The following is a 26,342-nucleotide window of genomic DNA, read 5'->3' as shown; positions in this document are numbered from 1 at the left end:
AAATTATTGCGGTTGAAACTTGGCAATTCTTATACCCATTTGTTCAGCCAATGCTGCTAAGCCACTCATTGGACGAATCATTACTTCAAAATCAATAATTTTGCCTTGTTCATTAAAACGAATCATATCAATACCTTTTAATGATTTTCCACTGACATTGGCACTAAACTCAAGCACTACATTCTCACCATCTTCTGTATAGAACTCACGATGATATGTAAAGTTTTCGAACACTTGGATGACATTGGTAAGAATGAAGAAAACGACCTGCTTACCTTCATAAGGTTTATAGGCAACTGGTGAACGAAAAACCACGTCATCTGCCAGTAAATCATTTAGATCAGACAAGTTACCTGCCTGAACCATTTGATGCCATTTTTCTAAAGACTGTTTTGTAGTTTCAAGTGTCATTGTTATTTTATCCCGTAATTTAACCAATAAAGTTAGGGGCATTTCCGTATAAAGAAATGCCCCACAAAATTTATAGTACTGCTGCTAGTTCAGCACCTTGACGTATTGCACGTTTTGCATCTAGCTCTCCCGCTTCTTTAGCACCGCCAATTAAATGAACATTTTTTCCATCTGTTTTTAATTGGTCATACATTGCAGTGAAAGATTCTTGACCCGCACAAATCACAACATGATCAACTTCAAGCACACTTGGTTGCCCATCTATAGTGATATGTAAGCCCTGATCATCTACTTTGTTGTATTGAACCCCTGCAAGCATTTTAACTTGGCGATTTTTAAGGCCTGCACGATGAATCCATCCTGTAGTTTTACCTAAACCGGCACCGACAACAGCAGTCTTACGTTGCAGTAAATAGATTTCTCGTTCAGAAGTCTCAACTTTTGGCTGCTTTAAACCACCTACATGCTCATATTGAGTATCAATTCCCCATTCTTCATAAAACTTTTCTGGGTTTAAACTGCCACTTTCACCTTCGTGAGTGAGATATTCTGCCGTATCAAAACCAATACCACCCGCCCCAATAATGGCTACACGCTGTCCCACTGGCACACGTTCTTTTAAAACTTGTAAATAGCTGAGAACTTTAGGATGATCAATACCTTCAAATTGTAATTGACGAGGCGTTACACCAGTTGCAACCACAATTTCATCAAAATTTGCTTGGCTTAATTCTTCATAAGTTGCTTTATGATTCAAAATCAACTCAATGTTTGGTCGTAACTCAATTTGGCGAGCAAAGTAGCGTAAGGTTTCATAGAACTCTTCTTTTCCAGGAACAGTCTTTGCAATATTAAATTGGCCACCAATTTGATGACTAGCCTCAAAAATTTTAACTTGATGTCCACGGTCAGCTGCATATACAGCAAAACTTAAACCCGCAGGTCCCGCCCCAATAACAGCAATATTCTTTTGGACTTGTGCATCTTTAAAAATAAGTTCAGTTTCATAACATGCACGCGGGTTCACTAAACAAGTTGCGATTTTCATTGAGAAAATATGATCTAAACAAGCTTGGTTACAGCCAATACATGTATTAATTTCATCACTACGGCCTTCGCTTGCCTTCAATACAAACTCAGCATCAGCGAGCATTGGGCGTGCCATAGACACCATATCAGCATGACCGGATGCCAACACATGTTCAGCCATTTCTGGTGTATTAATTCGGTTAGAAGTAACTAAAGGAATAGAGACTTCACCTTTAAGTTTTTCAGTAACCCACGTAAACGCAGCACGAGGAACTTTGGTCGCAATTGTTGGGATACGAGCTTCATGCCAGCCAATCCCTGTATTAATAATAGTTGCACCTGCTTTTTCAATTTCTTTTGCAAGCTGAATCACTTCTTCAATACTTGAACCACCTTCAACTAAATCAAGCATCGATAGACGATAAATAATGATAAAGTTTTCACCTACTAATGCCCGTGTACGTTTTACAATTTCGATAGGAAAACGAATACGGTTTTCATAACTACCGCCCCATTCATCATCACGATGATTCGTACGCGCGGCAATGAACTCATTAATTAAATAACCTTCAGAACCCATGATTTCCACACCATCATAACCCGCATACTGAGCAAGTTTGGCGCAGTTTGCAAAGTCATCAATGGTCTGCTGCACTTCGGCAGAACTTAAAGCTTTTGGCTTAATTGGGTTAATCGGTGCTTGAATTGCTGAAGGAGCAACGTTGTTTGCCTGATAAGAATAACGCCCAGTATGTAAAATCTGCATTGCAATTTTACCGCCAGCTTCATGAACAGCTTGGGTAATCACTTTATGTTTTTCAGCTTCTTCAACTGTATCTAACTTCGTACCATGGCTAAATACAACACCATCATCATTCGGAGAAACACCACCAGTTACAATTAAACCCACATCACCTTTTGCACGCTCAGCATAAAACGCAGCCATGCGTTCATATCCCTGTGGTGCTTCTTCTAAACCAATATGCATAGACCCCATAAGCACACGGTTTTTTAAAGTAGTAAAGCCTAAATCAAGTGGCTTCAATAAATGCGGATAAGCTGACATATTTTCTCCTTTGGCTAGCAATAAGCTTGCTAATGCAACTTGTTGCATTAATTTATAATCAAATTTTGACTTTTATGCAACATGTTGCATAATCTCATCAGTCACACTTTACTTTTGCTTACAAACCGGATTGCTATGTCACTTCCTCATGTTTTATTAACCAGTTTGCTTGAACGACCAAGTACAGGGTTCGAACTTGCCCGCCGGTTTGACCGTTCAATCGGTTTTTTCTGGAATGCTACCCATCAGCAAATTTATCGTGAACTCAACCACATGCTAAAAAAGGGTTGGGTTTCAACGTTAGAAAATGAAATGGAAAATAGTCGAAAAAAAACCTATCAAGTTGAGCAATTGGGGCGTATTGAACTAGCTTCATGGATGACACAACAAAGTGAACCCGCGCAGCTTCGTGATGATTTAATGGTTAGATTGCGTGCTGAAGCACAATTGAGCAATAATCAGATATTACCTGAGCTGTTAAGACATCTTGGTTTACATCAAGAGAAACTAAAACTTTATCAAAGTATTTATGATAAGGATTTTAAAGATAACGATGATCTAGATAACCGTGTGTTATACATTCACAAAATGATCTTAGAACTTGGGATTACGATGGAAAGTGAATGGATCAAATGGTTGGAACAAGTCATCCCTCAATTAAAACGCTTTGCTCAAGATAGCGTAGCCGGAGAATAGTCATGCCATATTACACCATGCCCGATCGGGAAAATTTATTTGTTCGTCGTGTTGGTCGTGGTGAACCAGTTTTGGTTTTATCTGGTCTTGGCATGCAAAGTTGGCAATGGCTCCCTTTTATTTATGCAAACCGTAAAGATTATGAGTTTATCATTCCAGATTGGCGTGGTTTTGGTGGTTCAAAGAACTGTGCAATCCCTGAACAAGATGCAATTTCTAGCCACTGGCAAGATGTCGCCCATTTAATAGAACAATTAAAACTCGATAACTTTATCCTAATGGGTTATTCAATGGGTGCTACAACGGCCATGCATGGTATGAAGCATGCTCATCTAGCACAGCAATTAAAAGCCTATTTGCATATCGATCAAACACCAAAAATATCTGTGGATTCAACATGGGAATATGGCCTATTCGGCCCTCTACACCCTCAGTTCAAACAATTATTAAATGATATCTATCAATTATTATCAAAGCATAAAAATGCCAAATATCTTTATGAATTAGCGCTTCCAGATCGACAAGAACTGGTTCGTCTTTGGGTAGATTTTATTGAGTTACAAAGTAGCAATCCATTTAGCCCTTTAGTTTTTAAAACAGCACTAAAACAGCCTTTTCTACAAAAATACTTATTACCAATTCAGCGTTTAGATTATTTGTTTTGGTATGTCGAAAATTATCTTTATCACAATGAAGATTATCGTGAAGCTATTCAACAATTACAATGCCCAACAACCTTCTTTATTGGTCGCAACTCGACGCTTTATCCAGAAACTGGACAGACTCTTATTGCACATAGTGTTGAACACGCAAAAGCAATATATTTTGAGCGCTCAGGCCATACACCTTTATTAACCGAGCCGAAAAAATTTGGGCATGAAATCACTACATTCTTATCAGAACTAAAACATGCTTCTTAAAAAATAAAGGGATCTATTCGTAGATCCCTTTTTAAGTCGACAAATGATTAAGCAGAATGAGCTAACTCTTTCACTTTTAATTGCTCAGAAACACTTAACAAAAGTTGCTCGGTTTTTTCCCAACCTAAACAACCATCAGTTACTGACTGCCCATATGTCATATCACAAGAAATCTTTTGGCTACCATCAACCAAATGACTTTCAATCATGACACCCTTTACTTGGGTTTTTAAACGTTCAGCAACGATTTGCTGTAAAACTTCTGGCTGACGCAACGGATCTTTACTGCTATTGCCATGACTACAGTCAATAACTAATGTAGGAAGATTTTGTTTGTGTTTTTCTCGTATCGCCTGAATTGAAGCTAAATCGTAATTTGGCCCATGATTTGCTCCGCGCAAAATCAAGTGTGGTAATGGATTGCCAGCGCTCTGAATTACTGAAGGCAAACCTTGTTGATTCATTCCTAAAAATTGATGCTCATTTTGTGCTGACTGAATTGCATCTAATGCAATCTGAATTGAACCATCTGTACCATTCTTGAAACCAATACTGTATGGCATGTGGCTTGAGATTTCACGGTGAATCTGAGATTCACTCGTACGAGCCCCAATTGCGCCCCAAGCCAATAAATCATCAAAATAACCAGTTGCCATTGGGCTTAAAATTTCACTCGCAATGGGCAAACCCTTTTCAATAATTTGCAGGTAAAGTTCGCGAGACTTTTCTAAACCAAGTTGTAAATTTGATGAGCCATCTAAATTTGGATCGTACATGAAACCTTTCCAACCCACAGTTGTACGAGGTTTTTCAATGTATGCACGCATCACGATAAAAATCTGATTTTTTACTTTTTCTTGTAATTTTTGCAATCTTTCAGCGTATTCAAGTACTGCAACCGGATCATGAATTGAACAAGGCCCCGTAATTACCATTAACCGAGGATCGTTGCCGTTAAGAATATTTTGAATAGTTTGGCGATGTTCGGCAATTTGACGCACGAAAGAGTGTGCAAGCGGATATTTTGCTTTTAACTGGACAGGTAAACTAACTGGTGTTTCTTTTGTATTGCTTTGTGTCAATAAAGTATTTAGGGCATTCATTGGTTTTTCCTTGGGACTGCAATCTATTCAGTCCGATCATTTATTTGAGCGTTTTGGATCTATTCGTTGGTAAAGGTAAGCAAAAGTAAAACCAATAAAAGTTGCTAAAATACGAATAAGTCATGTTGTTCATTTTAAGTTCCTCAATTCAAAAAAGATAAAGCATAAAAAAACCTGATCGGGGTTGCCGATCAGGTATTAACTGTGATGGGCAACTTTCTCATGCCCGAATACGCTCAGGCAACTATCTAAATTGCCAAAAGTAATAGTAAGCGTTAGTGTTCACAGATAGATTTAACATCTTTATCTCAAATATTAAAAAAAATGTTCCTTAAATCTAAAATACGCATTGTTGAGAGCTTTGACAAGTCTTTTTTTAGAAAAAACTTCTTATTTTCACGCTTAAGATTTGATTCATTCATTGTGTTAACGAATCAGCCCTTGTGGTTGTAAAATAATTAAGCCAGCTCCACAAAGCACAATTAGACCACCCAATATATCCCATCTTGTTAATCCAACCTGATCCACAAAACGCAACCACATGAGAGCAGTAAAAATATAAATACCGCCATATGCAGCATAAATGCGCCCAGAAGCCGCTGGATGTAAAGTCAGCAGCCATACAAAGACAGCTAGACTTAAAGCTGTAGGTAGCCACAGCCAAGCAGACTTGCCTTCTCTTAAAATCAGATAAGGGAAATAACAACCAAGAATTTCAGCAATTGCTGTGATAATAAATAACCCGAATACACTTAGTATTCGGGTTATAGCAAGACTATCAATTAACATAACTTACGCTGGTTCTGCCGTATGATGATCTTCAAAAACTTCAAGTTTTAAGCCAACAGCTTTGCCATCTTCATTTTTCACTGATACAGCCACATTACCACCATGATCTGCAAGTTCGCCAAACAGAATCATTTCAGCTAGTGGTTTCTTCAAGTGTTCTTGAATGAGGCGTTGCATTGGACGTGCACCCATCAAGCGGTCATAACCATTTGTTGCCAACCAATCACGAGCACTTTGATCCACATCAAGTACAACTTGTTTGTCATCTAGTTGTGCTTGTAATTCTGTTAAGAATTTATCAACCACAGACTCAATCACAGTTGTTGGTAATGACTTGAATTGAATAACACTATCTAGACGGTTACGGAACTCTGGTGAGAAAGCACGTTTCATTGCTTCTTGGTTATCAGAACTATGATCTTGTTCAGTAAAACCAATACTCGCACGAGAAATACTTTCTGCGCCAATATTCGTAGTCAGGACAATAATAACGTTTCTAAAGTCTGACTTACGTCCGTTGTTATCCGTTAAAGCACCATGATCCATGATTTGTAGCAACAGATTAAACACATCTGGATGTGCTTTCTCAATTTCATCTAGCAATAAAACACAGTGTGGGTTCTTATGAATCGCATCAGTTAATAGCCCACCTTGGTCATAACCCACATAACCCGGAGGTGCACCAATCAAACGTGAAACTGCATGACGTTCCATATATTCAGACATATCGAAACGCACAAGCTCAACACCTAACAGCTTCGCAAGTTGCTTAGTCACTTCGGTTTTACCGACACCTGTTGGTCCAGCAAAAACAAAACTACCCACTGGCTTATCTGGTGATTTCAACCCAGCACGAGACAACTTGATCGCTGAGCCTAAAGCAGTAATTGCCTCATCTTGACCAAACACAACGCGTTTTAAATCACGCTCAAGATTTTCAAGCACTGACTTATCATCTTTAGAGACAGTTTTAGGCGGAATACGAGCAATCTTAGAAACGATATCTTCGATATTCTCTACCGTAATCAAACTATCATCGCTTTCAGCTTTCAAACGACGCTGAGCACCAGCTTCATCAATCACATCAATTGCCTTATCTGGCAAGAAACGATCATTAATGAATTTAGCAGAAAGCTCTACAGCTGATACCAAAGCCTTATCGTCATATTGTACGTGGTGGAAATCTTCAAATTTAGATTTTAAACCACGCAAAATATCAATTGTTTCAGCAATACTTGGCTCATTGACGTCAATTTTCTGGAAACGACGTGATAACGCATGATCTTTTTCAAAAACCTGACGATATTCTTGGAACGTCGTTGAACCGATACAACGTAAAGTACCATTAGCCAAAGCCGGTTTGATCAAATTCGAAGCATCCATTGTGCTGCCCATACTTGAGCCTGCGCCAATGATCATATGAATTTCATCAATGAATAAAATCGCATTTGGATTTTTCTTCAAAGCATTAAGCAATTGTTTTAAACGTTTTTCAAAGTCACCGCGATATTTGGTCCCAGCAACTAATGCTCCAATATCTAAGCTATAGACTTCAGCCTGACTTAAAGGTTTAGGCGCCTTACCATTCACAATTAACCATGCTAAACCTTCAGCAATCGAGGTTTTACCAACACCCGGATCACCAACAAGTAATGGGTTATTTTTGCGACGGCGGCACAGAATTTGTGCTGTACGCTCAATTTCTTTTTCACGGCCAATAAGTGGATCAGTTTTGCCTTTTTGCGCTTCAACATTTAAGTTCAGCGTATAAAGCTCTAATGGTCCTGCATTGCCCGCGCTAGTTTCACCCTCAATATCTTCAACTTCTTCTTCAACTTGAACTTCATCTTTACGTGTCCCATGAGACAAGTATTGAGTCAATGTCAATCGATTGATTTGATGACGTTTAAGCAAATACACAGCAAAAGAATCACGCTCTGAATACATTGCGACCAAAACATCTGCGCCTTCAACAGTACGATCGCCGCCACTTGATTGCACGTGGAAAATAGCACGTTGCAAAATGCGGTCGAAACTTTCTGTTGGATGAGGCGCTTGCTCGCTATTTTCGCCAAGCTTAGGAGTATGTTGTTCTACATATTCTTCTAATTCTTTACGTAAAGAAACTATATCAGCCCCACATGCTTTTAAAGCATTCACGGCCGAATCGTTGTCGAGTAGTGCTAATAATAAATGTTCAACTGTAAGAAACTCATGTCTCTTTTGACGAGCCATGCTAACAGCCAAACGTAATGATACTTCTAATTGACGACTGAGCATGTAACCCCCTTATGCTTTAGGCTCAATCTGGCAAAGTAATGGATGACCTTGCGATCGAGCGTAATTATTAACAAGGTTTGCTTTGGTCTCCGCGATGTCTCTTGGATATACCCCAGCAATACCTTTACCTTCATAGTGTACTGTTAGCATTACTTGAGTTGCTTGGTCAAGATTCATTGCAAAGTATTGTTGTAAAATTTCAATTACAAAGTCCATTGGCGTGTAATCATCATTCATTAATACGACTGCATACAATGGCGGACGCTTGAGTTCAGGAGGTGCTGTTTGTACAACAACCTCTCCGTCATGATCTTCGTTTTGCGAATCACTTAAGCGTGGATGGAAGTGCCAATCGACATAACCAGACTGCTGAAAAGAAGCCTTAATATCTTTTAAGTTTGTTTGACGCTTATTTGTTCGCATAGGATGTTACTATTGTGAATTTGCTTCAGCTTGAGGAATTTCTGCCACGAAAGCAGAAGATGTTTCGACAGGTTTACCGCGCTGCCAACTAAAACGTTTAATAACTGGTGTATCAGAGCCGCCTGTTAAACGTACCTCAATAAATTGAGGTGTAAAACCTTTAGGCATCGTCCAACGACCTGTTAAGCGCTCGAAGTCACTAAAGTTAAAGCTTTTAGCTTCAAGTGGTACAACTAAAACTTCTGTATCTTTAATGAGTCTTATCTCAATTGATCCTGAAGCACGGCGCTTACTTGGGCTTACCTGTACTAGATCCAACTGATATTCATAAGCATTTTCAGGCAAAGGTTTGATTGCCAAATTTTGAATGGTCAAACTTAAACCACCACGCTGCCTCAAGATATCTCGGTAGATATTACTCATACCTTCTTGCTGCGTTTTATCAGCGTTGGCCTGATTAAGAGCTTCAAACAGATCATTTGCATTTGTTACAGCAACATCACGCTCTTGTACCGCAGCGTTCAGGCTTTTATTAACCGCATCTAAAGCTGTTTTCTGCTTTTGCACCACTTCAACCAATTGCTCTGCATCTGCATCGTAACCTACAACAGTTAAACCTTGACGGTGTCCAATTGTATAGCCGAGCGCAAGACAACCACTCATTAAAATAGCCGCACCAATAAACAAAGGTTTATTAGTATTTAAAAAATTTTTCTTTTGCAACGAACTTTCTGCTGAAGTCGTCTGTCCAGAGTTTTGCATCGTCATCTCAGTGTTTAAGATCAGAGTCAAGACACACATTTAAATCGAAATTTAAATGTGTGTGAAGCAAAAAAGAGTTTTTTATGGTAATAAACCAATCCCTTGTAAGCCTTCATCTTCATCAAAGCCGAACATAAGGTTCATATTTTGTACAGCTTGACCAGATGCACCCTTCACAAGGTTATCTTGTACCGCAAGAATAATAAGTTTATTCGGCTGCGGCTTATATAAAGCAATACGAAGCTCATTCGCACCGCGCACACTACGTGTTTCAGGCGAACTGTTAGCAGGCATCACATCAACAAATTTTTCATTTGCGTAAAATTGCTCATACAATGCCTGAATATCAGTTTGTTTTCCAGTTTCTGTCAAATCGACATAAATTGTGCTGAGCATACCGCGAATCATTGGAACTAAATGAGGAACAAATAAGAGCCCTTCAAAGCCACCCTTTCGCCCAGAAATATTTTCCAATGCTTCAACAATTTCCGGATGATGACGGTGACCCGCAACCCCATAGGCCTTGAAATTATCAGCATTTTCACTATAGATCATGCCTAAGCTTGCTTTACGGCCAGCTCCTGAAACACCTGACTTCGCATCAATAATAATATTTTTTGTTTCAATCAATGCTTGCGCTGATTTCAAAAGTGGTGCCAAACCTAATTGAACGGTAGTCGGGTAACAACCAGGGTTACCAATAACTTGCGCCTGTTTAATTTTTTCGCGGTTTAATTCAGCCAAACCATATACTGATTTTTCTAGAACGTCTGGACAAGCATGCTCCATCCCATACCATTTCTCAAACTGCTCAAGATTTTGCAAACGAAAATCAGCAGCCAAATCAATAACTTTAGTACCAGCCGCAATCAATTCTTTTGCATGCTGCATCGCAACACCATGCGGTGTAGCAAAAAATACAACATCACACTTTTTTAAATCATCAATATTTAAATCAGAAAATTGAAGATCAGTATGTCCTCGTAAATTAGGGAACATATCTGCGACTGGTTTGCCCGCTTCTGTACGTGAAGTAAGAACTCGAACCTGCGCTTTAGGATGTCGTAATAAAATACGTAATAGTTCAACGCCTGTATAACCCGTTCCACCAACAATTCCGACAGAAATCACGTGCATTACCTCAATTTTTGAATCTATACTTGTGTTGTAGTATGACAGGATGTCCAAGCTTACAAAACCATTTCATGCTTGGTAATTTTAATTTTTTTAATTTTAGCGACAATTAGATAGCACTTATTCAACTGTCAGAACTAAACAAATATCAGCAAATAAATATCAGATTTAATTTTGGAGAGCTAGGATGCTTCATCAATCAAAAGAAACAAAATTACGCACTTACCTTGGTTTAAGCACATTAATTTTAAGTGCTGCTCTTGTTGGTTGCGGAGGTGGAGGCAGTAGTAGCGGTAGTTCACCAAGCACTCCAACACCTGTTGATCCTACTCCTGAGGCAACAACGGATGTTACTGTTAAATCCCCTGTAGAAATTCGTAATATCCAATTCAAAGTATATGACAACACCACCAATTCTGTTTTAGTAGATACTTCAATTGCGAGTTTAAACAGCTTTAATGTCAAAATTCCTACTGCTAAATTAAGTCGTTTATATCGCATAGAAATTACGACTCAAAATTCATCTCAAGTATTTGATCCGATTACTTCAACATACCAAAATTTCTCTGGCGTTTATCATGCGTTTATTACACCAAACAGTGTAAGTGGCAGAACCCTATTCATCAGCCCAAGCAGTGAAGCGGTTTACCAACGGGCTGTGATACGCTCGGGACAACTCCCTCAAGAAACGATTGACCCAACCCGCATTGAGCAATTGCATGTAGATTTAGCTTCTCAAGATGTTTATAGATCACTTCTTAATGCATTCAAAGATGCCGATATTCCAAGTTTAAATCCAGCCAATCCTCTTACAGTTTTAAATTTATTGCAGTATTCAACTAAAAAACCTAGTACATATGTGGATAGCTATCTTAGCTTTGGCTACTTACAATATTGGTCAACTGTTTATGGTGGAACCACCTCATACCAAGAGCTTATTAAAAGTTTGGCAACCGATTTAAAAGATGGCTTTTTAGATGGGAAAAAACTTCATGGTGATCAAACAACATTTACCCCTATTTTCGCATCTGCTCCAGATAATATTGATCCAGTCAAAAATACACTGTTAGATATCGCAGCTAATCAAAAAGCTACACGCGATAATTTTGCAACCAATTTAAGAACCGCTACTTTTAAATTAGCCGATGCCCAAAGCCAATCCACTCTAGATCAAACAGGTTATGACCTTCTGCAAAAGAAACTATATTCAGGAGTCGTACCTGTCGGAAATACGACTGACTTTTTCCGCATAGATGGTGCTGGTGATTATCGTCGTGCTGTAGGTTTTAGCGGTATTACAGCCACCTGCAACGGTTCTGCATATCCTTGCAAACAAGGTTTGACCAGCATTAATCTTTCCGACCCAAAACTACCTGCTACAGATTATTTAGTGGGTCATTACGAAGACACTGCAACAGGTTGCCAGCTTAATTTCCGTGCGAATGGACAAATCGAACTTATTAAAGGATTACAGACTTATCGTTCTGCTTTAAGTGCGGATAGTACAGATAATTTATTGCAAATAGATGCTGCAAGCTCAAGTTATTTACTCAACTCAAGTTCCGCCGAACCAAATAACTCAACGCAGCAATACAACTTTATACAACTATCAATTAAAGCAAATAAAATCGTGAGTGCTAAAGCAGGTTTAGACAGCCGAAAAGCACCAGATAACTTACAAACACCACAACTAGAATGTAGTTTTAGTTAGTTTGAGACATACCACCATGCAGGCAACGGATTTGATTTAAGTTGTCTGCGGTGTTTTTGAAAATATGGATCGTATTTTTCAACTTCAGCCCAAAAAGCTGGGCTATGGTCAAAATGTTTAGTATGAGCTAATTCATGAATAGCCACATAACGAGCAATCTCGTGTGGCATCAATACTAATCCTGCATGTAGCATAATATTATGCTGACTACTACAACTTCCCCAACGAGTTTTCGGACGGCGAATTGTACATTCTCTATAAGCCAAATGAGTGTGTTCGCTTAACTCTTTTAAAAGCTCGGGTAACTCTTGTTTTGCAAACGCAATCACTGCACTTTGTAATGCCAAATATGGCTGCGTGTCTTTAAGAAATAAACAACTGCTTTCCCAATCGAATTGAAAAACTCGATGCTGTTTTTGAACAATGACCTGAAACGGTTGGTCTTTATTAAAAAAATAAATCTCAGAAGGAATTTCAATCGATGCCGATTGAACATTTTGTTGCTTATTCCACGTCTCGGTCAACCATTGTTCAGATTGAGCCAAAAACTGCTGAATTTGTTTTTTACTACAAAACAAAGGAACCGTGAGACGGATTGAAGCAGGCTCAACACGTAAGCGCAATTTTCTTGCTCTTACGTGGCGAACGATTTTAATTTCTGGCATTTCCACAGACATTACTGTGCAGTACGCTCTTCAATACCATTATTTGTTGCAACAATTGCAATCGTTGCTGGGTTTAACGCAAAAATACCATTAGTCACAACGCCTGGAATATTGTTAATGGTTTTTTCTAAATCAAGTGCATTTAAAATATTAAGATTAAATACATCTAAAATCACATTACCGTTATCTGTTACTACACCTTCACGATAAACTGGGTCACCACCTAAACTTACCAACTTACGAGCTACAGCAGAACGAGCCATTGGAATAACTTCTACTGGAAGTGGAAAATCACGTCCGAGTTGATCAACCCATTTTGAATCATCAACAATACAAACAAATTTCTTAGCAATTGAAGCTACAATTTTTTCACGTGTTAATGCAGCACCGCCACCTTTAATCATATGCATATGACGGTCAATTTCATCTGCACCATCAACATAGGCATCTAAACCACCCACATGGTTCATATCTACAACTTCGATACCTAATTTTTTAAGGCGATCGGCAGTTGCTTGAGAACTTGCCACAGCAGCTTCTAATTGTAATTCAGGCAATAAATCAATTAGAAAATTTACGGTACTTCCAGTCCCAACCCCCAAAATGCCGCCTTTGGGCAAGTGTTTTAAAGCAGCTTTCGCAGCAGCTTGTTTCTTTTCATCTTGGGTTGCATATAGACTCATGACATCACTCAACTATTTTTTGACATTTATGCACCAATAATCGGCGCAAATGCACAAGGGTTTGCTACAATAATTTCCTATTTTAAACTGTTATAGGGAAGATGAACATGCTGTCTCGTGTGGTACGACAAATTTTACAAGCAACGGTTTATGATGTTGCAATTGAAACGCCTCTCGAAGCAGCTCCACGAATTAGTCAAAAATTAAATAATACAATTCGTTTTAAGCGGGAAGATTTACAGCCTGTTTTTTCTTTTAAATTACGTGGTGCCTATAACCGTATTAGCCAGTTACCTAAAGAACAACTCGAACGTGGGGTAATTTGTGCCTCTGCTGGTAACCATGCTCAAGGTGTAGCATTATCCGGTCAACGCTTAGGAATTCCAGCAATTATTGTTATGCCAAGCACGACTCCTGATATTAAAGTTCAAGCAGTTAAACGCTTGGGCGGTCAAGTTGTGTTACATGGTGATAGTTTTGATGTAGCAAATAAATATGCACAGCAACGTGCCGAAGTTGAAGGCCTTGTATTCATTCCACCCTATGACGATGAACTTGTTATTGCTGGTCAAGGCACAATTGCAAATGAAATCTTACGTCAATGGCGTGATGTAGAATATGTGTTTGTTGCTGTAGGTGGTGGTGGCCTAATTTCAGGTGTAGCAGCTTACCTTGGTGAAGTTGCACCCCATGTGAAAATTATTGGTGTTGAATATGAAGAGTCTGCATGTTTAAAAGCAGCTTTAGAAGCCAATGAGCGAGTAATCTTGCCGCATGTAGGCTTGTTTGCAGATGGTACAGCTGTTGCACAAATTGGCGCTTTACCATTTGATATTATTCGTTTGCGCAAATCTGATAACTCAGGCCCAATTGTTGATCCAGATATTGTGACGGTAAATACAGATGAAATCTGTGCTGCCATTAAAGATACGTTTGATGAAAACCGCAGTATTGTTGAACCATCTGGTGCAATGGCCCTTGCTGGTATCAAGAAATACATTACTGAACATAAAATCAGCAATAAAAATATGGTATCGATTGTATGCGGTGCCAATATGAACTTTGATCGCCTACGTTATATTGCTGAACGTACTGAGTTAGGTGAGCAACGCGAAGCGATCTATGCGGTGACCTTATCTGAAGAAAAAGGCGCATTCCTAGGCTTCTGCCGTGCTTTACAAGGTCGTAATATTACCGAGTTTAACTACCGAGCAAACAATACAGATGAAGCGCAAGTATTTGTTGGTATTAGCTTAAAAGGTGGTGATGCAGAGCGTCATGAAATTTTAGAACAATTAAAGCAACAAAATTATGTAGTAGATGACCTCTCTGATGATGAGGTTGCCAAACTACATATTCGTTATTTAATTGGTGGTCACGCAAATATAGATGATGAAAGATTGTTCCGTGTTGAGTTCCCGGAACGTCCAGGTGCCCTTTTAACCTTCTTAACTCGTTTAGGCCCAACCCATAATATTACGTTGTTCCATTACCGTAATCATGGCGCAGCAGAAGGACGTGTTTTAGTCGGTTTACAAGCAACCGATGCGAAGCAGAACCCTGATGGTCTAATTGAAACTCTTGAGCAGATTAGTTATCCGTATGCAGAAATTACGAATAATGTTGGCTACAAACGTTTCTTGAAATAATCTTCAATTTTGATGAATAAGCCGACAAATTTGTCGGCTTATTCATATAATTCTTTTAATATTCCCCTCATATTTACATTGCCTCTCTTTATCTCAAAGAAAATATCCTTAAAAATAAACGTCTAATCAGGAAACAAGGATCAATATGGCACAGTTTGCAGTCATTGGCTTAGGAAGTTTTGGAGCAACTGTTGCTCAAGAGCTCACAAAATTAAATCATGATGTTATTGGCATTGATACGGTAAAAAAGAATGTTGAAAATCTTGCCGACGTTTTAACTCATGCCGTCATTGCCGATGCGACTGACGAACACGTACTTGATGAACTTAATATTCAAAACTGTGATGCAGTTGTGGTCGCAATTGGTGAGGATATTGAAGCAAGTATCTTGTGTGTACTCAATTTAAAAAATTTAGGTATAGACAAGATTTGGGTAAAGGCGAAAACCAAAGCACATCACACCATTTTGTCTCACCTCAATATTAATAAAATTATTCATCCTGAAGAAGATATGGGGGTACGAGTTGCCCAAGCACTGAACTATCCAATGGTTAGTCGCTATATGTCTTTAGAAGACGATCACTACATTATAAAAATTGAAATTCCTGACAAGCTTAATGGCATTAACTTATATGGCATTATGCAGCAAGCGCCACAGGTTAAAACATTGCTCGTAAAAAGACAGCAGCAAATTTTGTTTGAAACCGAAGAAAATTTCACCTTGCAGACGCATGACATTCTTATTTTAGAAGGTCATTTACCGCAATTAAAGAAACTTTCTCATTGCTTCACATAAGAGGCGAAATCTAGAATATGTCTATATATCCCAAGCCCAATAAAACATTAAATTTAAGCCCTCCTTCACTCTTGGCACTGGGTTTTTTGGGCTTTATTATTTTTGGTACTTTATTATTAAAACTGCCATTTGCCAATACAGGTCATGTGAGCTGGATGGATGCACTCTTTACAGCCACCTCAGCAGTCACAATTACTGGTTTATCTGTTTTAAATATTCATGAGTCTTTTACCCTGTTCGGACAAACCATTATTCTATTGCTGATTCAATCGGGTGGTTTGGGTTTCATGACTTTTGCCATATTGGCTGCGTTAAGTTTGTCACCCAAAGTTGGCCTTAAACAGCAAATGATGGCACAAGATAGTTTAGGTCAAACGAGCCTATCAAAAGTTACGTTTGTTGCTAAAGGGGTTGTTACTTACACTCTTATTTTTGAGCTTATTGGTGCAATTATTCTCACTACTGCTTTTACACCGACTTACGGCTTCGCACGTGGATTGTACTATGCGATTTTTTACAGCATTTCATCATTTAACAATGCTGGTTTTTCATTATTTTCTAACAGTTTAATCAGTTTTCAAAGCAATTATATGATTTGTATAACTGTTAGCATACTTTACACCTTGGGTGGCCTTGGCTTTTTAGTTCTCATGGACATTAAGCAAAATAAAAAATGGAAAAAACTCACACCGAATAGCAAGCTGATTCTTACAACGATTACAGTGATTAACCTTATTGCCTTTATTTTAATTTGGGCTTTAGAAGCTCAAAACCCTCATACCCTAGGAATGCTCAGTGTAGGTGATCAAGCGTTAAATGCTTGGTTTCAAGCCACTGTTCCACGCTCGTCAGGGTTTAATACCATTGATACAGGCGCAATGACCAACAGCAGCTCGTTACTCATGATGTTGCTTATGTTTATTGGTGGTGGTTCACTCAGTACAGCTGGTGGAATTAAAGTTGGGACCTTTGTCATTTTAGTACTCAGTGTGATTTCATTTTTACGTCGCACAGATGAAATCCGAATATTTAATCATTCAGTCGCACACGAAACGACTTATAAAGCTTTAGCTGTAACTGCAATTACAAGCATACTCATTTTTATGGGATTCTTTATTATTTTGCTTTTAGAGCCTAAAGCAGACTTTATGAACTTGCTTTTTGAGGTTGTTTCCGCAGCTTGTACAGTGGGGCTTTCTCGTGGAATCACGCCAGAGCTGCATAATGGTAGTTTATTCATTTTAAGTCTGCTCATGTTTGCCGGACGACTCGGGCCTTTAACGCTGGCTTATCTAATTGCCACACCGAAAAAAAGTCGGCTCAAACATCCCCAAGCCAATATTCAAATTGGATAATAAAAAAGCCGCTTTTAAAGCGGCTTTTTTATAAGTAAAAACTTAGTACCAGTTCATGAGTGAAACACCCAAGCCCGCGTAGGTTGCTCGGTGGTTATAGTCAATTAAACTTTCACCGTAACCATTAAACAACTGGAAGTGTCCACGCAATTTACCACTGATTGGAAAAGCCCAATCAAATTGAACAGCACCATGAGAATCATCACCGCCTTTCAACGAATGACGCAGCATTAAAGAGAAATCATTCTGCTTCCACTTATAAAATGCTGTTAAATCACCACGACCAACATAATCTTCAATATCTGGGTTATTATCATCTTTGCTGTCTTCTTCCAGACGAATCCATGGACGAAGCATTACAGCAAAGTTACCGCGCTCTAATCCAACGTTAAAAATCACACGGTTCCAGCTACGAGATAATGGATCTGAACGACCATTTGATTGGTGGTTTAAAGTAACCCCAAGCAAACGTCCATCTAAACCAAGCAATTCATAGTTTGTTCTAAACATTAAACTTGCTTCAGGCTCATAATTCGTTTCACGGAAAGGACGAGACTCTTCAGCATTAAATGTCTGCCAACGTGAAGATTGGGTATAACCTACCCACAAATCACCATTATTACCAAAAATATTTTCCCAAGCTTTGGTCTTTAAAGAAATCTGAAATTTACTTTCTGTTGATTTCAGGTTTTGATCTTCTGTTACCGTATTATTTGGGTTCGGACTATGTGGCAACTCATTTTTGTCACTGGTCCAGAATACAGGTAGTAAATAGACGGGCTGATAAGCACGAATATTCCAAACCCCTAGTTTACTTTTTTCGGACAACTCCCAACGTTGATCAAGCAAAGAAGTAGTAGGTTCAATTTTCGGTGCTTTACCAATTATTTTGATATTACTCACTGTATCTACCACCTTCTCTTTAAAGGTTTCAGGTGGAACAGCAGGTGCATCAATTTTTTTAACAGGCTCTGGTACAGCCGCAGCTTGAATAACTGGTAAAGCTGATGGCTTAAATACAGAGTCATAACAAGCCAGACGATCGGCATTCGAAGCAAGAGCAACACATGCATCTACTGTCGCGGGGGTTACAGGTGCCAAGGTGTCAGCATATGTCACAGACGCACACAAACAGCTAAGCACGATTCCCATGCTTAGCTGTAAAGATGTGCGTTCAAATTGTCTGAACGCCATGTTCATCTCCAATTTTTATTTTAATTAACTTGTTGAATGGTAAAACCTAATTGCTGCAATTCATCACGTTTGGCAAATGGTGCAACTACAGCTTTTACAGGAGTTTGCTCAACCAAATATTGACGAGCAACACGTTGTAAATCATCTAAAGTTACATGCAACAATCTCTCACGCAAGAGGCGGCGGAAAGCTGGTGTTCTTGCATGCAATAATGCATAACATGCAGTAATCGCTTCACCCGCTGGTGAACCTGGCTTATCCATACTTGCAACTAATCCAAGAATCGCTTCTTCAAGCTGATGAGGCTGTTGTTCTGTATTTAATAACCATTGCACACTTGCTTCAAAGTCTTTAAAAGTTTCTGCTAAACGCGGGTCACGGTAACTATAGAAACGGAATGAACACGCATTCCCATCATAACTTGCTCCACCACCGTACGCACCGCCTTTCTCACGAATGGCGCTGTGTAAGAAGCCATTACGTAAATAAGCTGCCAATACCATTAACGGCGCTGCATCTGGATGCGACACATCCACCGCCTGATAGGCTGAAGCACAGAACTGAACATTTGCCTGAATTAACCATGCTTCATGATTATTGTCATTTACCTGTTCTACGTGGGTTAACTCTGTTGCGGATGCATCAACATTTAGTTTATCCCAAACATTTTGGATTTCTTCAACCAAACGTTCAGAATGATGTTCTTCACATACAAGCAAGAACTGTTTAGGTGCTTGCAATAATTTACGATGAATACGTTTTAATTCTGCAATCAAATCGTCATATGCAGCAGAGTCTTGAGTAATCTTAGTAACAAGCTCACCTAACCAGTTTAATGCACCTAAACCAGTGTTTTGATAGTCGCGTTGAGCCAATGCACTCATATTACGTGATGCGATTTGCATGGCATAGCTATGGCCTGCTCCAGATAAGCGAGATTGCCAACGTGTTTTACGTTGTTGCAATAACTCAATAATTCGCTCTTTCTCATCAAATCGAAGCTGTTCAAATGCTAATTTTAATAAATGAATTGCATCAAACTTCTGAGTTAACGATTTAGTCGTTAAGGTTAACCAAGCACTAATTTTATCTTTGTCATCAACTTTACTACGTAATGAAGCGCCCATTCCTAAACCACCACTTACAGCTGTTTGTAAGTTTTGTAGTTCAAGATAGTCATATTCACCTGCACCTACTTCACCCATTAAGATAGAAAGCAAATTGAAGTAAGGTGACTTCACAATATCATCAGGAATCTGAATGAGTACTTGTTGATAGTAAATACCGTTCGTACCAGCATGGTACAAATTCAACGGTGTATCCATACGATTACAAAGAATTTCGCGTAACTGCCCCTGCACAATATGCAAGTCAGCAGGTACATCTTCCAAACCTACTTTTGGTAATAGTTCAAGGTTGTCTGGAGTATCCTGACGTTCCTCTAGCGCCTTGGTATTAGCGATAATTTCAGCCTTATCAGCATCTGTTAACTTTTCACCAATAGCAACTAAACGTGCTTTTTCTGCTTCTTGCTCTTTTACAGACTTAGTTGGGTCTGGAACTAAAGTCATTTGCACACGATGTGGGTTGTCAAGCAAATGTGTTTGAATCAGATTTGATAACCACATTGGGTCTTTCAACTCTTCTTTAACTTGTGCAATTGCACTATCAACATCCCAAATTTGAATTGGGTCATTATGGTGAATCGCACCACTTAAGCCATTTAAAATTAAACTTAAGCCATAAGGTGTACCGTCACCATTAATTTCACGCTGATGCAACTCAATCTGATGCAAGATTGCATCGACTAAATTACTGTCAATTGGTTTTGCAGCAACATCACGCAGAATATTTAAAACACCCTCTCTAAAGCTTTGTGCATGTTCTGGGTTTGAACCTTGAACACCGCAGTAGAAAGTCATTTCAAAATTACTGTCGTCTACGCCCATTAATGGACCTGTGGATTGAGCATAACCACAAGTTTCTAGGTAATGACGCAGTGGTGAAGCTGAATTTTCTAACAAAATTCCTTCAACCAAACGCATTCCCAAACGCAATTTCACATCATTTGCTTCTGGTAATAACCAAGATAGAACATGATAAGTTTTATCTTTTAAATCATCACTATCAACACCATAGTTTTCTTTTACTTCAATTGGCGCTGCTAAACGTTTTTCGGGCTTAGAATATAGAGTTGTTCCAGCAGAAAACTTATGTAGAGCTAGTTTTTCAAATTGCTCTTGTAGTTCATATGCTGTTTGATTACCAAAGGTCATGAATACAGCATTACTTGGATGGTAATGTACCTTGTAAAAATCGACTAACTGCTCATAAGTTAAATCAGGAATATCTTTCGGGTCGCCGCCTGAGTTGTAATGATAGGTCGTTTCAGGAAATAAATGATGAGCCAACTGATGATAAAGTTGGTCAGACGGTGCACTCATCGCACCTTTCATTTCATTAAAAACAACACCTTTATAAACAGGTTGCCCATTTTCTAGTTCAATACGAATACCTTCTTGAGCAAAATCAAGCGGATTCAAATTAGCAGCAAATGCTGCATCAAGATAAACAGAAAGTAAGTTTTGGAAATCTTTTTTGTTTTGAGTAGCAAATGGATACGCAGTCCAATCTGCTGCTGTAAATGCGTTCATGAACGTATTTAAAGAACGGCGAATCATTAAAAAGAACGGATCACGTACCGGAAACTTTTCAGATCCACATAAAGCGGTATGTTCTAAAATATGTGCCGTGCCTTTAGAGTCCATAGGCTGAGTTCTAAAAGCAACAAGAAATACATTTTCATCATAGTCAGTTGCCAAGTGATAATGCACCGCACCTGTGACTTTATGCTTATATTCAGACACTAAAATATCTAATGCTTCTACATGGTGCTGACGTAGCAACTGAAACGCAGGGTGAACAGTTTGAGAAATGGTTTCAGTGACATCTACAGTCATGTGATCTCCTAACATATCGGATAAGTGAATAAGTCTCATTATAGCCTGAGTCAGCTTGAGATTGGCGAACAAAAGCCAAGTAAAATACTATGTTTTTGTTGAGTATTAGTTTTCATTGGCAAGGCTTTGATATCAAGCACATAGCCATGAGTGTTTTATCCTACCAGAACAAAAGCTTTTAATTCTATTTATATATTAACCAATAAATAAAAAAGCCCATCAAGTCGATGAGCTTTTAGAAAAACTTTTACTTAAAATCGATAACGAAGTGCAATTTGGGCATTCAGTGGATCGCCCATCATGTTTGAATCATTGGCTCCGCTATGTCCGGAAACAAAGTAATCACGATCAAACAAGTTATTTAAGTTGAAGTTCACATCGTAACGTTCACTTTGATAACCTAAGGCTGCATTTACAACAGCATACCCTGGTAAAACGTTTTTGTTATCTGGCGCACTAAAACGTGATGATTCACCACGACCACCTACAGCCGCATACCAATGATCATTAATTTGATATTTTAACCATAAGTTAACGGTGTTATTTGGCGTAAGCGCAGAACGATTGCCTGTCAGTCCAATAGCGGATTTTTCAATCTTACCATCCATATACGAATAGCCAGCTAATACTGATAATTGATCAGTTAATTGTCCTGTTAATGAAAGTTCAACACCTTTGGTTTTTTGCTCACCTGCTAATACTGCTAGTGTTGAATCTGTAGGGTCTTGATTTTGAATATTTGTTTGGCTCATTTCAAACAAAGCCAATGTCACATTCAATTGATCACTTACATCCCACTTTGCACCAACCTCAATATTTTCGGTTTTTGTTGGACTCAAATCATCACTATTTTTATATAAAACAAATGAATCAGCCAAAGGCTGGAAAGATCGATTATAAGAAGTATAGAGTGAAATATTACTTACTGGCTGATAAACCACCCCGATTCTTGGAGAATAGGTGTTATCAGTTCTATTTAATATTTGAGATTTCACTTTATTATTACGATCTTGCGATAAATTATCGTAACGTAAACCAACTAAAACTTTCAGCTGATCTGTAACTGTCATTAAATCTTGTAAATAGATACCATAGTTTTCAAATGTATTACTATTATTAGTTTCCGCAGCTACACTTGTATCTAATGGAGCCCAATTTTCAAGCTCTGGGTTAAATATATTTGTAATTTGACGAGCTTTGCTCCACACGAGTTCATCTTTGTGCTGCTTACTGTACTCAGCACCAATCAAAGTGTTATGTTTTAAAAATCCTGTATTAAATAAACTACTTAATTCTTGCTGAACATAGACGCCATCTTCGTTGCGTAAACGTTTATTTTGAATCAATTGAATTTGATCAGAGGGCAATTTATTTTTTGCAGAATCTTGATGTGAATCGACACTGTATTGACGGTCTAATGAATAGTTATAGTGACGAACTGCACCATGATATTTTAGATTATCGTTAAACTCATGATCTAAGCTTATGGTTTGGCTTGAAATTTCAGTATCAACATCACCAACCTCTTTACCGTTTAATGCACCATAAAAAGTTTTAGGGTTTGTTTTAACTGGTTTACCTGTAATTGGATCTGTCGGAAAACCTTGATCTGCTAAACGGTCATCATGCAAATAGTCAGCCTGAATTAAAAGCTTCGTCTTGTCTGAAATATCCCATTGTAAAGATGGAGCAACCGCTTGGCGTTTTAAAAAAGCCTGATCACGATAACCATCTGAATCTTCAACTGCTCCAGTTAAACGAACCTTAACATTCTCTGCTACTTTTTCATTCACATCGACTTCTGCACGACGTTGCCCTGTTGTGCCGCCAATAAGACTGACTTCGCGCAAAGATTCGTCCATTGGTTTTTTATTAATTTTATTAACTAATCCACCCGCAGAACCACGTCCATATAATACAGAAGCAGGCCCTTTTAATACTTCAATACGTTCAACATTCGACATGTCGCGAAAATACAATGCATCGTCACGAATACCATCTACATAGTTATCTGTGATTGCAGAGAAACCACGAATCATGACCTGATCACGTTGCCCATCGCCCACACTAAAGCTTAGACCAGCAACGTTTTGCAAGGCACCTTGCATAGAGGTCACAGTCTGCTCTCTTAAAACTTGTTTAGGCACCACATTTACGATTTGAGGAACATCTTTTAATTGCATAAGTCCTTTAGTTGCAGTTGATGCTTGTCCTACTTCTTGTTTTAAGCTTTGTTCCTTTTCAGCTTTTACTGAAATTGTTGGAAGGTTGGTTACAGCCTGTTGCTCTGCCTCGACGGCATATACATGGCTCGTCATAACCCCAACTGATGAAATAAATAAAATTGAACGCTTCATGTAAGTTCGCTACGAAAAATTTCATGCGAAGTTTCAATGAAGTACACTGTATTTGTAAATATTAGCAAGAATCATTATTAATTGATAATATTTATTAAAAGTAGCATTTCAATAGCTTAGTCAAACAATAATTTTCCATTAATCGCTGAATTAAATGAATTTTATTCAACAAACTACAGCAAATCCAAGCAATGGTGTAAACTTAGCAACCTGATTTTTTATTTGTGACAACACATATGGCAACTGTAGATCTTTTTGCAATTGGTAATGCATTAATCGACCAAGAATTTAAAGTGTCTGATGATTTTCTGAATCAACAAAGCTTGCAAAAAGGCACAATGCAGTTGTCCGATGGTGACACTCAATCTGCTCTTTATGCAGAGTTAAGACAGCACCAAGACTACAAAGGTCAAGCGAGTGGCGGTTCGGCAGCAAATACGACCGTGGCCTTTAGTGCATTAGGCGGAACTGCTTTTTATGGTTGCCGTGTTGGTAACGATGATTTAGGTTCAATTTATCTGCAAGGTCTAAATGAAGCTGGCATTAAGACTACCCCAAAATCGATCAGTGAAGGTGTGACAGGTACTTGTATGGTACTTATTAGCCCTGACTCTGAACGCACAATGCACACCTATTTAGGTATCACGGCTGAACTCTCTCAAGATCAAATCGATTTTGAACCATTAAAAACAGCAAAATGGCTTTATATTGAAGGTTATCTTTCTACAAGTGAAACAGCGCGTAAAGCTGTAAAACAAGCGAGAGAAATTGCAAAAGCAAATGGTGTTAAAATTGCCCTATCTCTTTCAGATCCTGCGATGGTGCAATACGCTCGCGAAGGCTTGGAAGAACTTATGGATGATGGCGTAGATTTACTATTTTGTAATGAACAAGAAGCCTTAATGTATACCAATACAACATCTGTAGAAGATGCTCTTGCTCAATTACGTTTTAAAAATCATACAGTAGTCATTACACAAAGTGCTAAAGGTGCTTTAGTTTCTAACCCTACCCAACATTTCCATGTGGCAGGCCGTCATGTAGAAGCCGTTGATACAAATGGTGCAGGCGATGCATTTGCAGGCGCATTCCTTTATGCCCTCAACTATCATCAAGATTTAAATGCTGCTGCACAGTTAGCTGTCTTAATCTCGAGTGAAGTTGTTTCTCAATTTGGTCCACGTTTAGCAATTAATGATTATGCTAAACTTCTTGAAAATTTTCAGAAGGAATGTGCTTGAAATGGAAAGGATCTGTATGACGGAAGAAGTTCCTGAGCGTGAAGCTAGAGCTTTTGACACTTTACAAGGAACGACTATTTTCGTTACGCAACGTGACGGCGCATTCTATGCTTATCAGAATTTATGCCCTCATTTGCAAACTGAGCTTGAGTATTTAGAAAATCAATTTCTTGACCAAGATCAAGAATACATCCAATGCTCTACTCATGGTGCTTTATTTACCGTGGAAACAGGTGAATGTATTTCTGGACCATGTTTAGGCGATTTTTTAAATAAAGTTGAGCTTAAAGTACATTCAGATGGCGGTATCTATATCGTAGACTGAAGCTATAAACATTAGAGTTTCTGCCATGGCTGATTTCTTTTTCAATTATTATCTTATGCCATTTCACTTAAGTGTAGTGGCTTTGATATTGCTCAGCGTGGTAGAAACCATTGGTATGTATATTGGACTCCGTCCAAGTCAATTACTCAAAAAAATTGCACCCGATTGGCTTTCTAATTCGCCGCTACTTAATGTTAAATTTTCTAAAGCTCTAATTTTCGTTTTTTTACTCATCAATTTCAGTTATGCAGGCTATTTTTTACAACTCTCTTTCTTCGCAATACAACATTATTTTATTTCCCCATTTTATTTAATCGTCCCTGCACTTGTGATCGCAATCTTTTTTACTGTGTTCATGATTCACTGCCTTGACCAAGTGATTAAGCCTAAGCTCACTCATACCAACTATAACCTTTTAGGGCGATTAGCAACTATTTCCAGTGGTAATGCCAGACCTGGATTTTCTGCCCAAGCCCGCGTGCGTGATGAATTTGGTCAGCTACACTACGTTCAAGTAGAACCAGAGTACGGCGAACTCGAATTATACTCTCAAGTTATTCTTGTTAGAGTGCATAAAAGCCATTATGTAGCTAAGAAAATTTCTGTATCCAACGATCTTTTTGCACCCGATTAACTCTTAATTATTCTTGTAGTTTCCTATCACTTTTTGCAGGCTTCATTACGCCTGCATTTTATTATTTTCCTTTTTAATTAATTATTATTCCGAGCACCTTAGTTGGAAATAAAGTTAATAAATATTATATATAACCATTTTAGTTGGTATTAAATAAAA

Annotated in this window: 22 protein-coding genes; 9 read left to right on the top strand and 13 right to left on the bottom strand. The window is 38.5% G+C overall.

Annotation, left to right across the window (positions count from 1 at the left end; genetic code table 11):
* Positions 1-3 precede the first annotated feature (3 nt).
* Together I7H67_RS18005 and I7H67_RS18000 are read right to left on the bottom strand one after the other, a co-directional pair.
* Entirely contained in the window at positions 4-411 is a 408-nt protein-coding gene (locus I7H67_RS18005) for a nuclear transport factor 2 family protein (RefSeq protein ID WP_198308491.1), read from the bottom strand.
* 70 nt (positions 412-481) lie between these two features.
* Complete coding sequence (locus I7H67_RS18000; RefSeq protein ID WP_198308490.1) at positions 482-2,506, bottom strand: NADPH-dependent 2,4-dienoyl-CoA reductase; 2,025 nt, start codon at positions 2,504-2,506, stop codon at positions 482-484.
* 135 nt (positions 2,507-2,641) lie between these two features.
* On the opposite strand from I7H67_RS18000, the gene I7H67_RS17995 reads away from it, so the two are divergent.
* Entirely contained in the window at positions 2,642-3,202 is a 561-nt protein-coding gene (locus I7H67_RS17995) for a PadR family transcriptional regulator (protein WP_005306103.1), read from the top strand.
* Positions 3,203-3,204: 2 nt separating this feature from the next.
* Complete coding sequence (locus I7H67_RS17990; RefSeq protein WP_111854097.1) at positions 3,205-4,122, top strand: alpha/beta fold hydrolase; 918 nt, start codon at positions 3,205-3,207, stop codon at positions 4,120-4,122.
* 47 nt (positions 4,123-4,169) lie between these two features.
* Here the strand turns inward: I7H67_RS17990 and I7H67_RS17985 are convergent, their stop codons facing one another.
* The 6 genes from I7H67_RS17985 to argC all read right to left on the bottom strand — a co-directional run bounded on the left by I7H67_RS17985 (position 4,170) and on the right by argC (position 10,616).
* Positions 4,170-5,225 carry a 3-deoxy-7-phosphoheptulonate synthase gene (locus I7H67_RS17985; protein ID WP_198308489.1) on the bottom strand — a complete coding sequence of 352 codons (1,056 nt, stop codon included), beginning with the start codon at positions 5,223-5,225 and terminating at the stop codon, positions 4,170-4,172.
* A 426-nt stretch (positions 5,226-5,651) separates the two neighbouring features.
* Positions 5,652-6,014, bottom strand: coding sequence for a YnfA family protein (locus I7H67_RS17980; protein ID WP_005306112.1), 363 nt, complete (start codon positions 6,012-6,014; stop codon positions 5,652-5,654).
* A 3-nt stretch (positions 6,015-6,017) separates the two neighbouring features.
* Positions 6,018-8,294, bottom strand: a complete 2,277-nt coding sequence (clpA, locus tag I7H67_RS17975) for an ATP-dependent Clp protease ATP-binding subunit ClpA (protein WP_005306114.1) — start codon at positions 8,292-8,294, stop codon at positions 6,018-6,020.
* 9 nt (positions 8,295-8,303) lie between these two features.
* On the bottom strand, positions 8,304-8,717 hold the full coding sequence (gene clpS, locus I7H67_RS17970; protein ID WP_002121129.1) for an ATP-dependent Clp protease adapter ClpS: 414 nt from the start codon (positions 8,715-8,717) through the stop codon (positions 8,304-8,306).
* Between the two features lie 9 nt (positions 8,718-8,726).
* Positions 8,727-9,485: a DUF6776 family protein gene (locus tag I7H67_RS17965; protein WP_128825192.1), complete on the bottom strand. Its 759-nt coding sequence runs from the start codon at positions 9,483-9,485 to the stop codon at positions 8,727-8,729.
* 75 nt (positions 9,486-9,560) lie between these two features.
* Positions 9,561-10,616, bottom strand: coding sequence for an N-acetyl-gamma-glutamyl-phosphate reductase (gene argC, locus I7H67_RS17960; RefSeq protein WP_198308488.1), 1,056 nt, complete (start codon positions 10,614-10,616; stop codon positions 9,561-9,563).
* A 184-nt stretch (positions 10,617-10,800) separates the two neighbouring features.
* On the opposite strand from argC, the gene I7H67_RS17955 reads away from it, so the two are divergent.
* Entirely contained in the window at positions 10,801-12,324 is a 1,524-nt protein-coding gene (locus I7H67_RS17955) for a hypothetical protein (RefSeq protein WP_198308487.1), read from the top strand.
* Here I7H67_RS17955 and I7H67_RS17950 read toward each other — a convergent pair.
* Both I7H67_RS17950 and rpiA read right to left on the bottom strand, forming a co-directional pair.
* Positions 12,321-13,001, bottom strand: coding sequence for a SprT family zinc-dependent metalloprotease (locus I7H67_RS17950; RefSeq protein ID WP_198308486.1), 681 nt, complete (start codon positions 12,999-13,001; stop codon positions 12,321-12,323). The two genes, I7H67_RS17955 and I7H67_RS17950, sit on opposite strands and share 4 nt — an antisense overlap.
* Positions 13,001-13,672: a ribose-5-phosphate isomerase RpiA gene (rpiA, locus tag I7H67_RS17945; RefSeq protein WP_049836852.1), complete on the bottom strand. Its 672-nt coding sequence runs from the start codon at positions 13,670-13,672 to the stop codon at positions 13,001-13,003. The genes I7H67_RS17950 and rpiA overlap by 1 nt, the downstream gene beginning before the upstream one ends.
* A 101-nt stretch (positions 13,673-13,773) precedes the next feature.
* On the opposite strand from rpiA, the gene ilvA reads away from it, so the two are divergent.
* The 3 genes from ilvA to I7H67_RS17930 all read left to right on the top strand — a co-directional run bounded on the left by ilvA (position 13,774) and on the right by I7H67_RS17930 (position 17,472).
* On the top strand, positions 13,774-15,321 hold the full coding sequence (gene ilvA, locus I7H67_RS17940; protein ID WP_171056849.1) for a threonine ammonia-lyase, biosynthetic: 1,548 nt from the start codon (positions 13,774-13,776) through the stop codon (positions 15,319-15,321).
* Positions 15,322-15,466: 145 nt separating this feature from the next.
* Entirely contained in the window at positions 15,467-16,117 is a 651-nt protein-coding gene (locus I7H67_RS17935; protein WP_005306134.1) for a potassium channel family protein, read from the top strand.
* A gap of 17 nt (positions 16,118-16,134) precedes the next feature.
* Positions 16,135-17,472 carry a TrkH family potassium uptake protein gene (locus I7H67_RS17930; protein ID WP_192835695.1) on the top strand — a complete coding sequence of 446 codons (1,338 nt, stop codon included), beginning with the start codon at positions 16,135-16,137 and terminating at the stop codon, positions 17,470-17,472.
* Between the two features lie 42 nt (positions 17,473-17,514).
* Here I7H67_RS17930 and I7H67_RS17925 read toward each other — a convergent pair whose 3' ends face one another.
* The 3 genes from I7H67_RS17925 to I7H67_RS17915 form a co-directional block, all read right to left on the bottom strand.
* A complete protein-coding gene (locus tag I7H67_RS17925; protein WP_005306142.1) occupies positions 17,515-18,666 on the bottom strand; it encodes a phospholipase A in 1,152 nt (383 codons plus the stop codon).
* Between the two features lie 20 nt (positions 18,667-18,686).
* The gene (locus I7H67_RS17920) at positions 18,687-21,626 is read right to left on the bottom strand and encodes an insulinase family protein (protein WP_198308485.1); all 2,940 of its coding nucleotides are present in this window, start codon (positions 21,624-21,626) and stop codon (positions 18,687-18,689) included.
* A 251-nt stretch (positions 21,627-21,877) separates the two neighbouring features.
* Complete coding sequence (locus I7H67_RS17915; protein WP_198308484.1) at positions 21,878-23,983, bottom strand: TonB-dependent receptor; 2,106 nt, start codon at positions 23,981-23,983, stop codon at positions 21,878-21,880.
* 236 nt (positions 23,984-24,219) lie between these two features.
* Here I7H67_RS17915 and I7H67_RS17910 point away from each other — a divergent pair, with 236 nt between their 5' ends.
* From I7H67_RS17910 to I7H67_RS17900, 3 genes are read left to right on the top strand one after another with little or no spacing between them, the layout of a single operon-like run.
* Positions 24,220-25,224, top strand: a complete 1,005-nt coding sequence (locus I7H67_RS17910; protein ID WP_198308483.1) for an adenosine kinase — start codon at positions 24,220-24,222, stop codon at positions 25,222-25,224.
* A 16-nt stretch (positions 25,225-25,240) separates the two neighbouring features.
* Positions 25,241-25,549 carry a Rieske (2Fe-2S) protein gene (locus tag I7H67_RS17905; protein WP_003652095.1) on the top strand — a complete coding sequence of 103 codons (309 nt, stop codon included), beginning with the start codon at positions 25,241-25,243 and terminating at the stop codon, positions 25,547-25,549.
* A gap of 25 nt (positions 25,550-25,574) precedes the next feature.
* Positions 25,575-26,183 (top strand): OB-fold-containig protein, encoded by a 609-nt coding sequence (locus I7H67_RS17900; protein WP_005306154.1) that lies wholly within the window; start codon positions 25,575-25,577, stop codon positions 26,181-26,183.
* The last annotated feature ends 159 nt before the right edge of the window (positions 26,184-26,342 follow it).

The sequence above is a fragment of the Acinetobacter sp. ACIN00229 genome (genome assembly GCF_016106645.1).
GTDB lineage: Bacteria > Pseudomonadota > Gammaproteobacteria > Pseudomonadales > Moraxellaceae > Acinetobacter > Acinetobacter oleivorans.
Note: the sequence above shows the minus strand (reverse complement) of the source record. Positions and strands in the feature narration are given on the sequence as shown.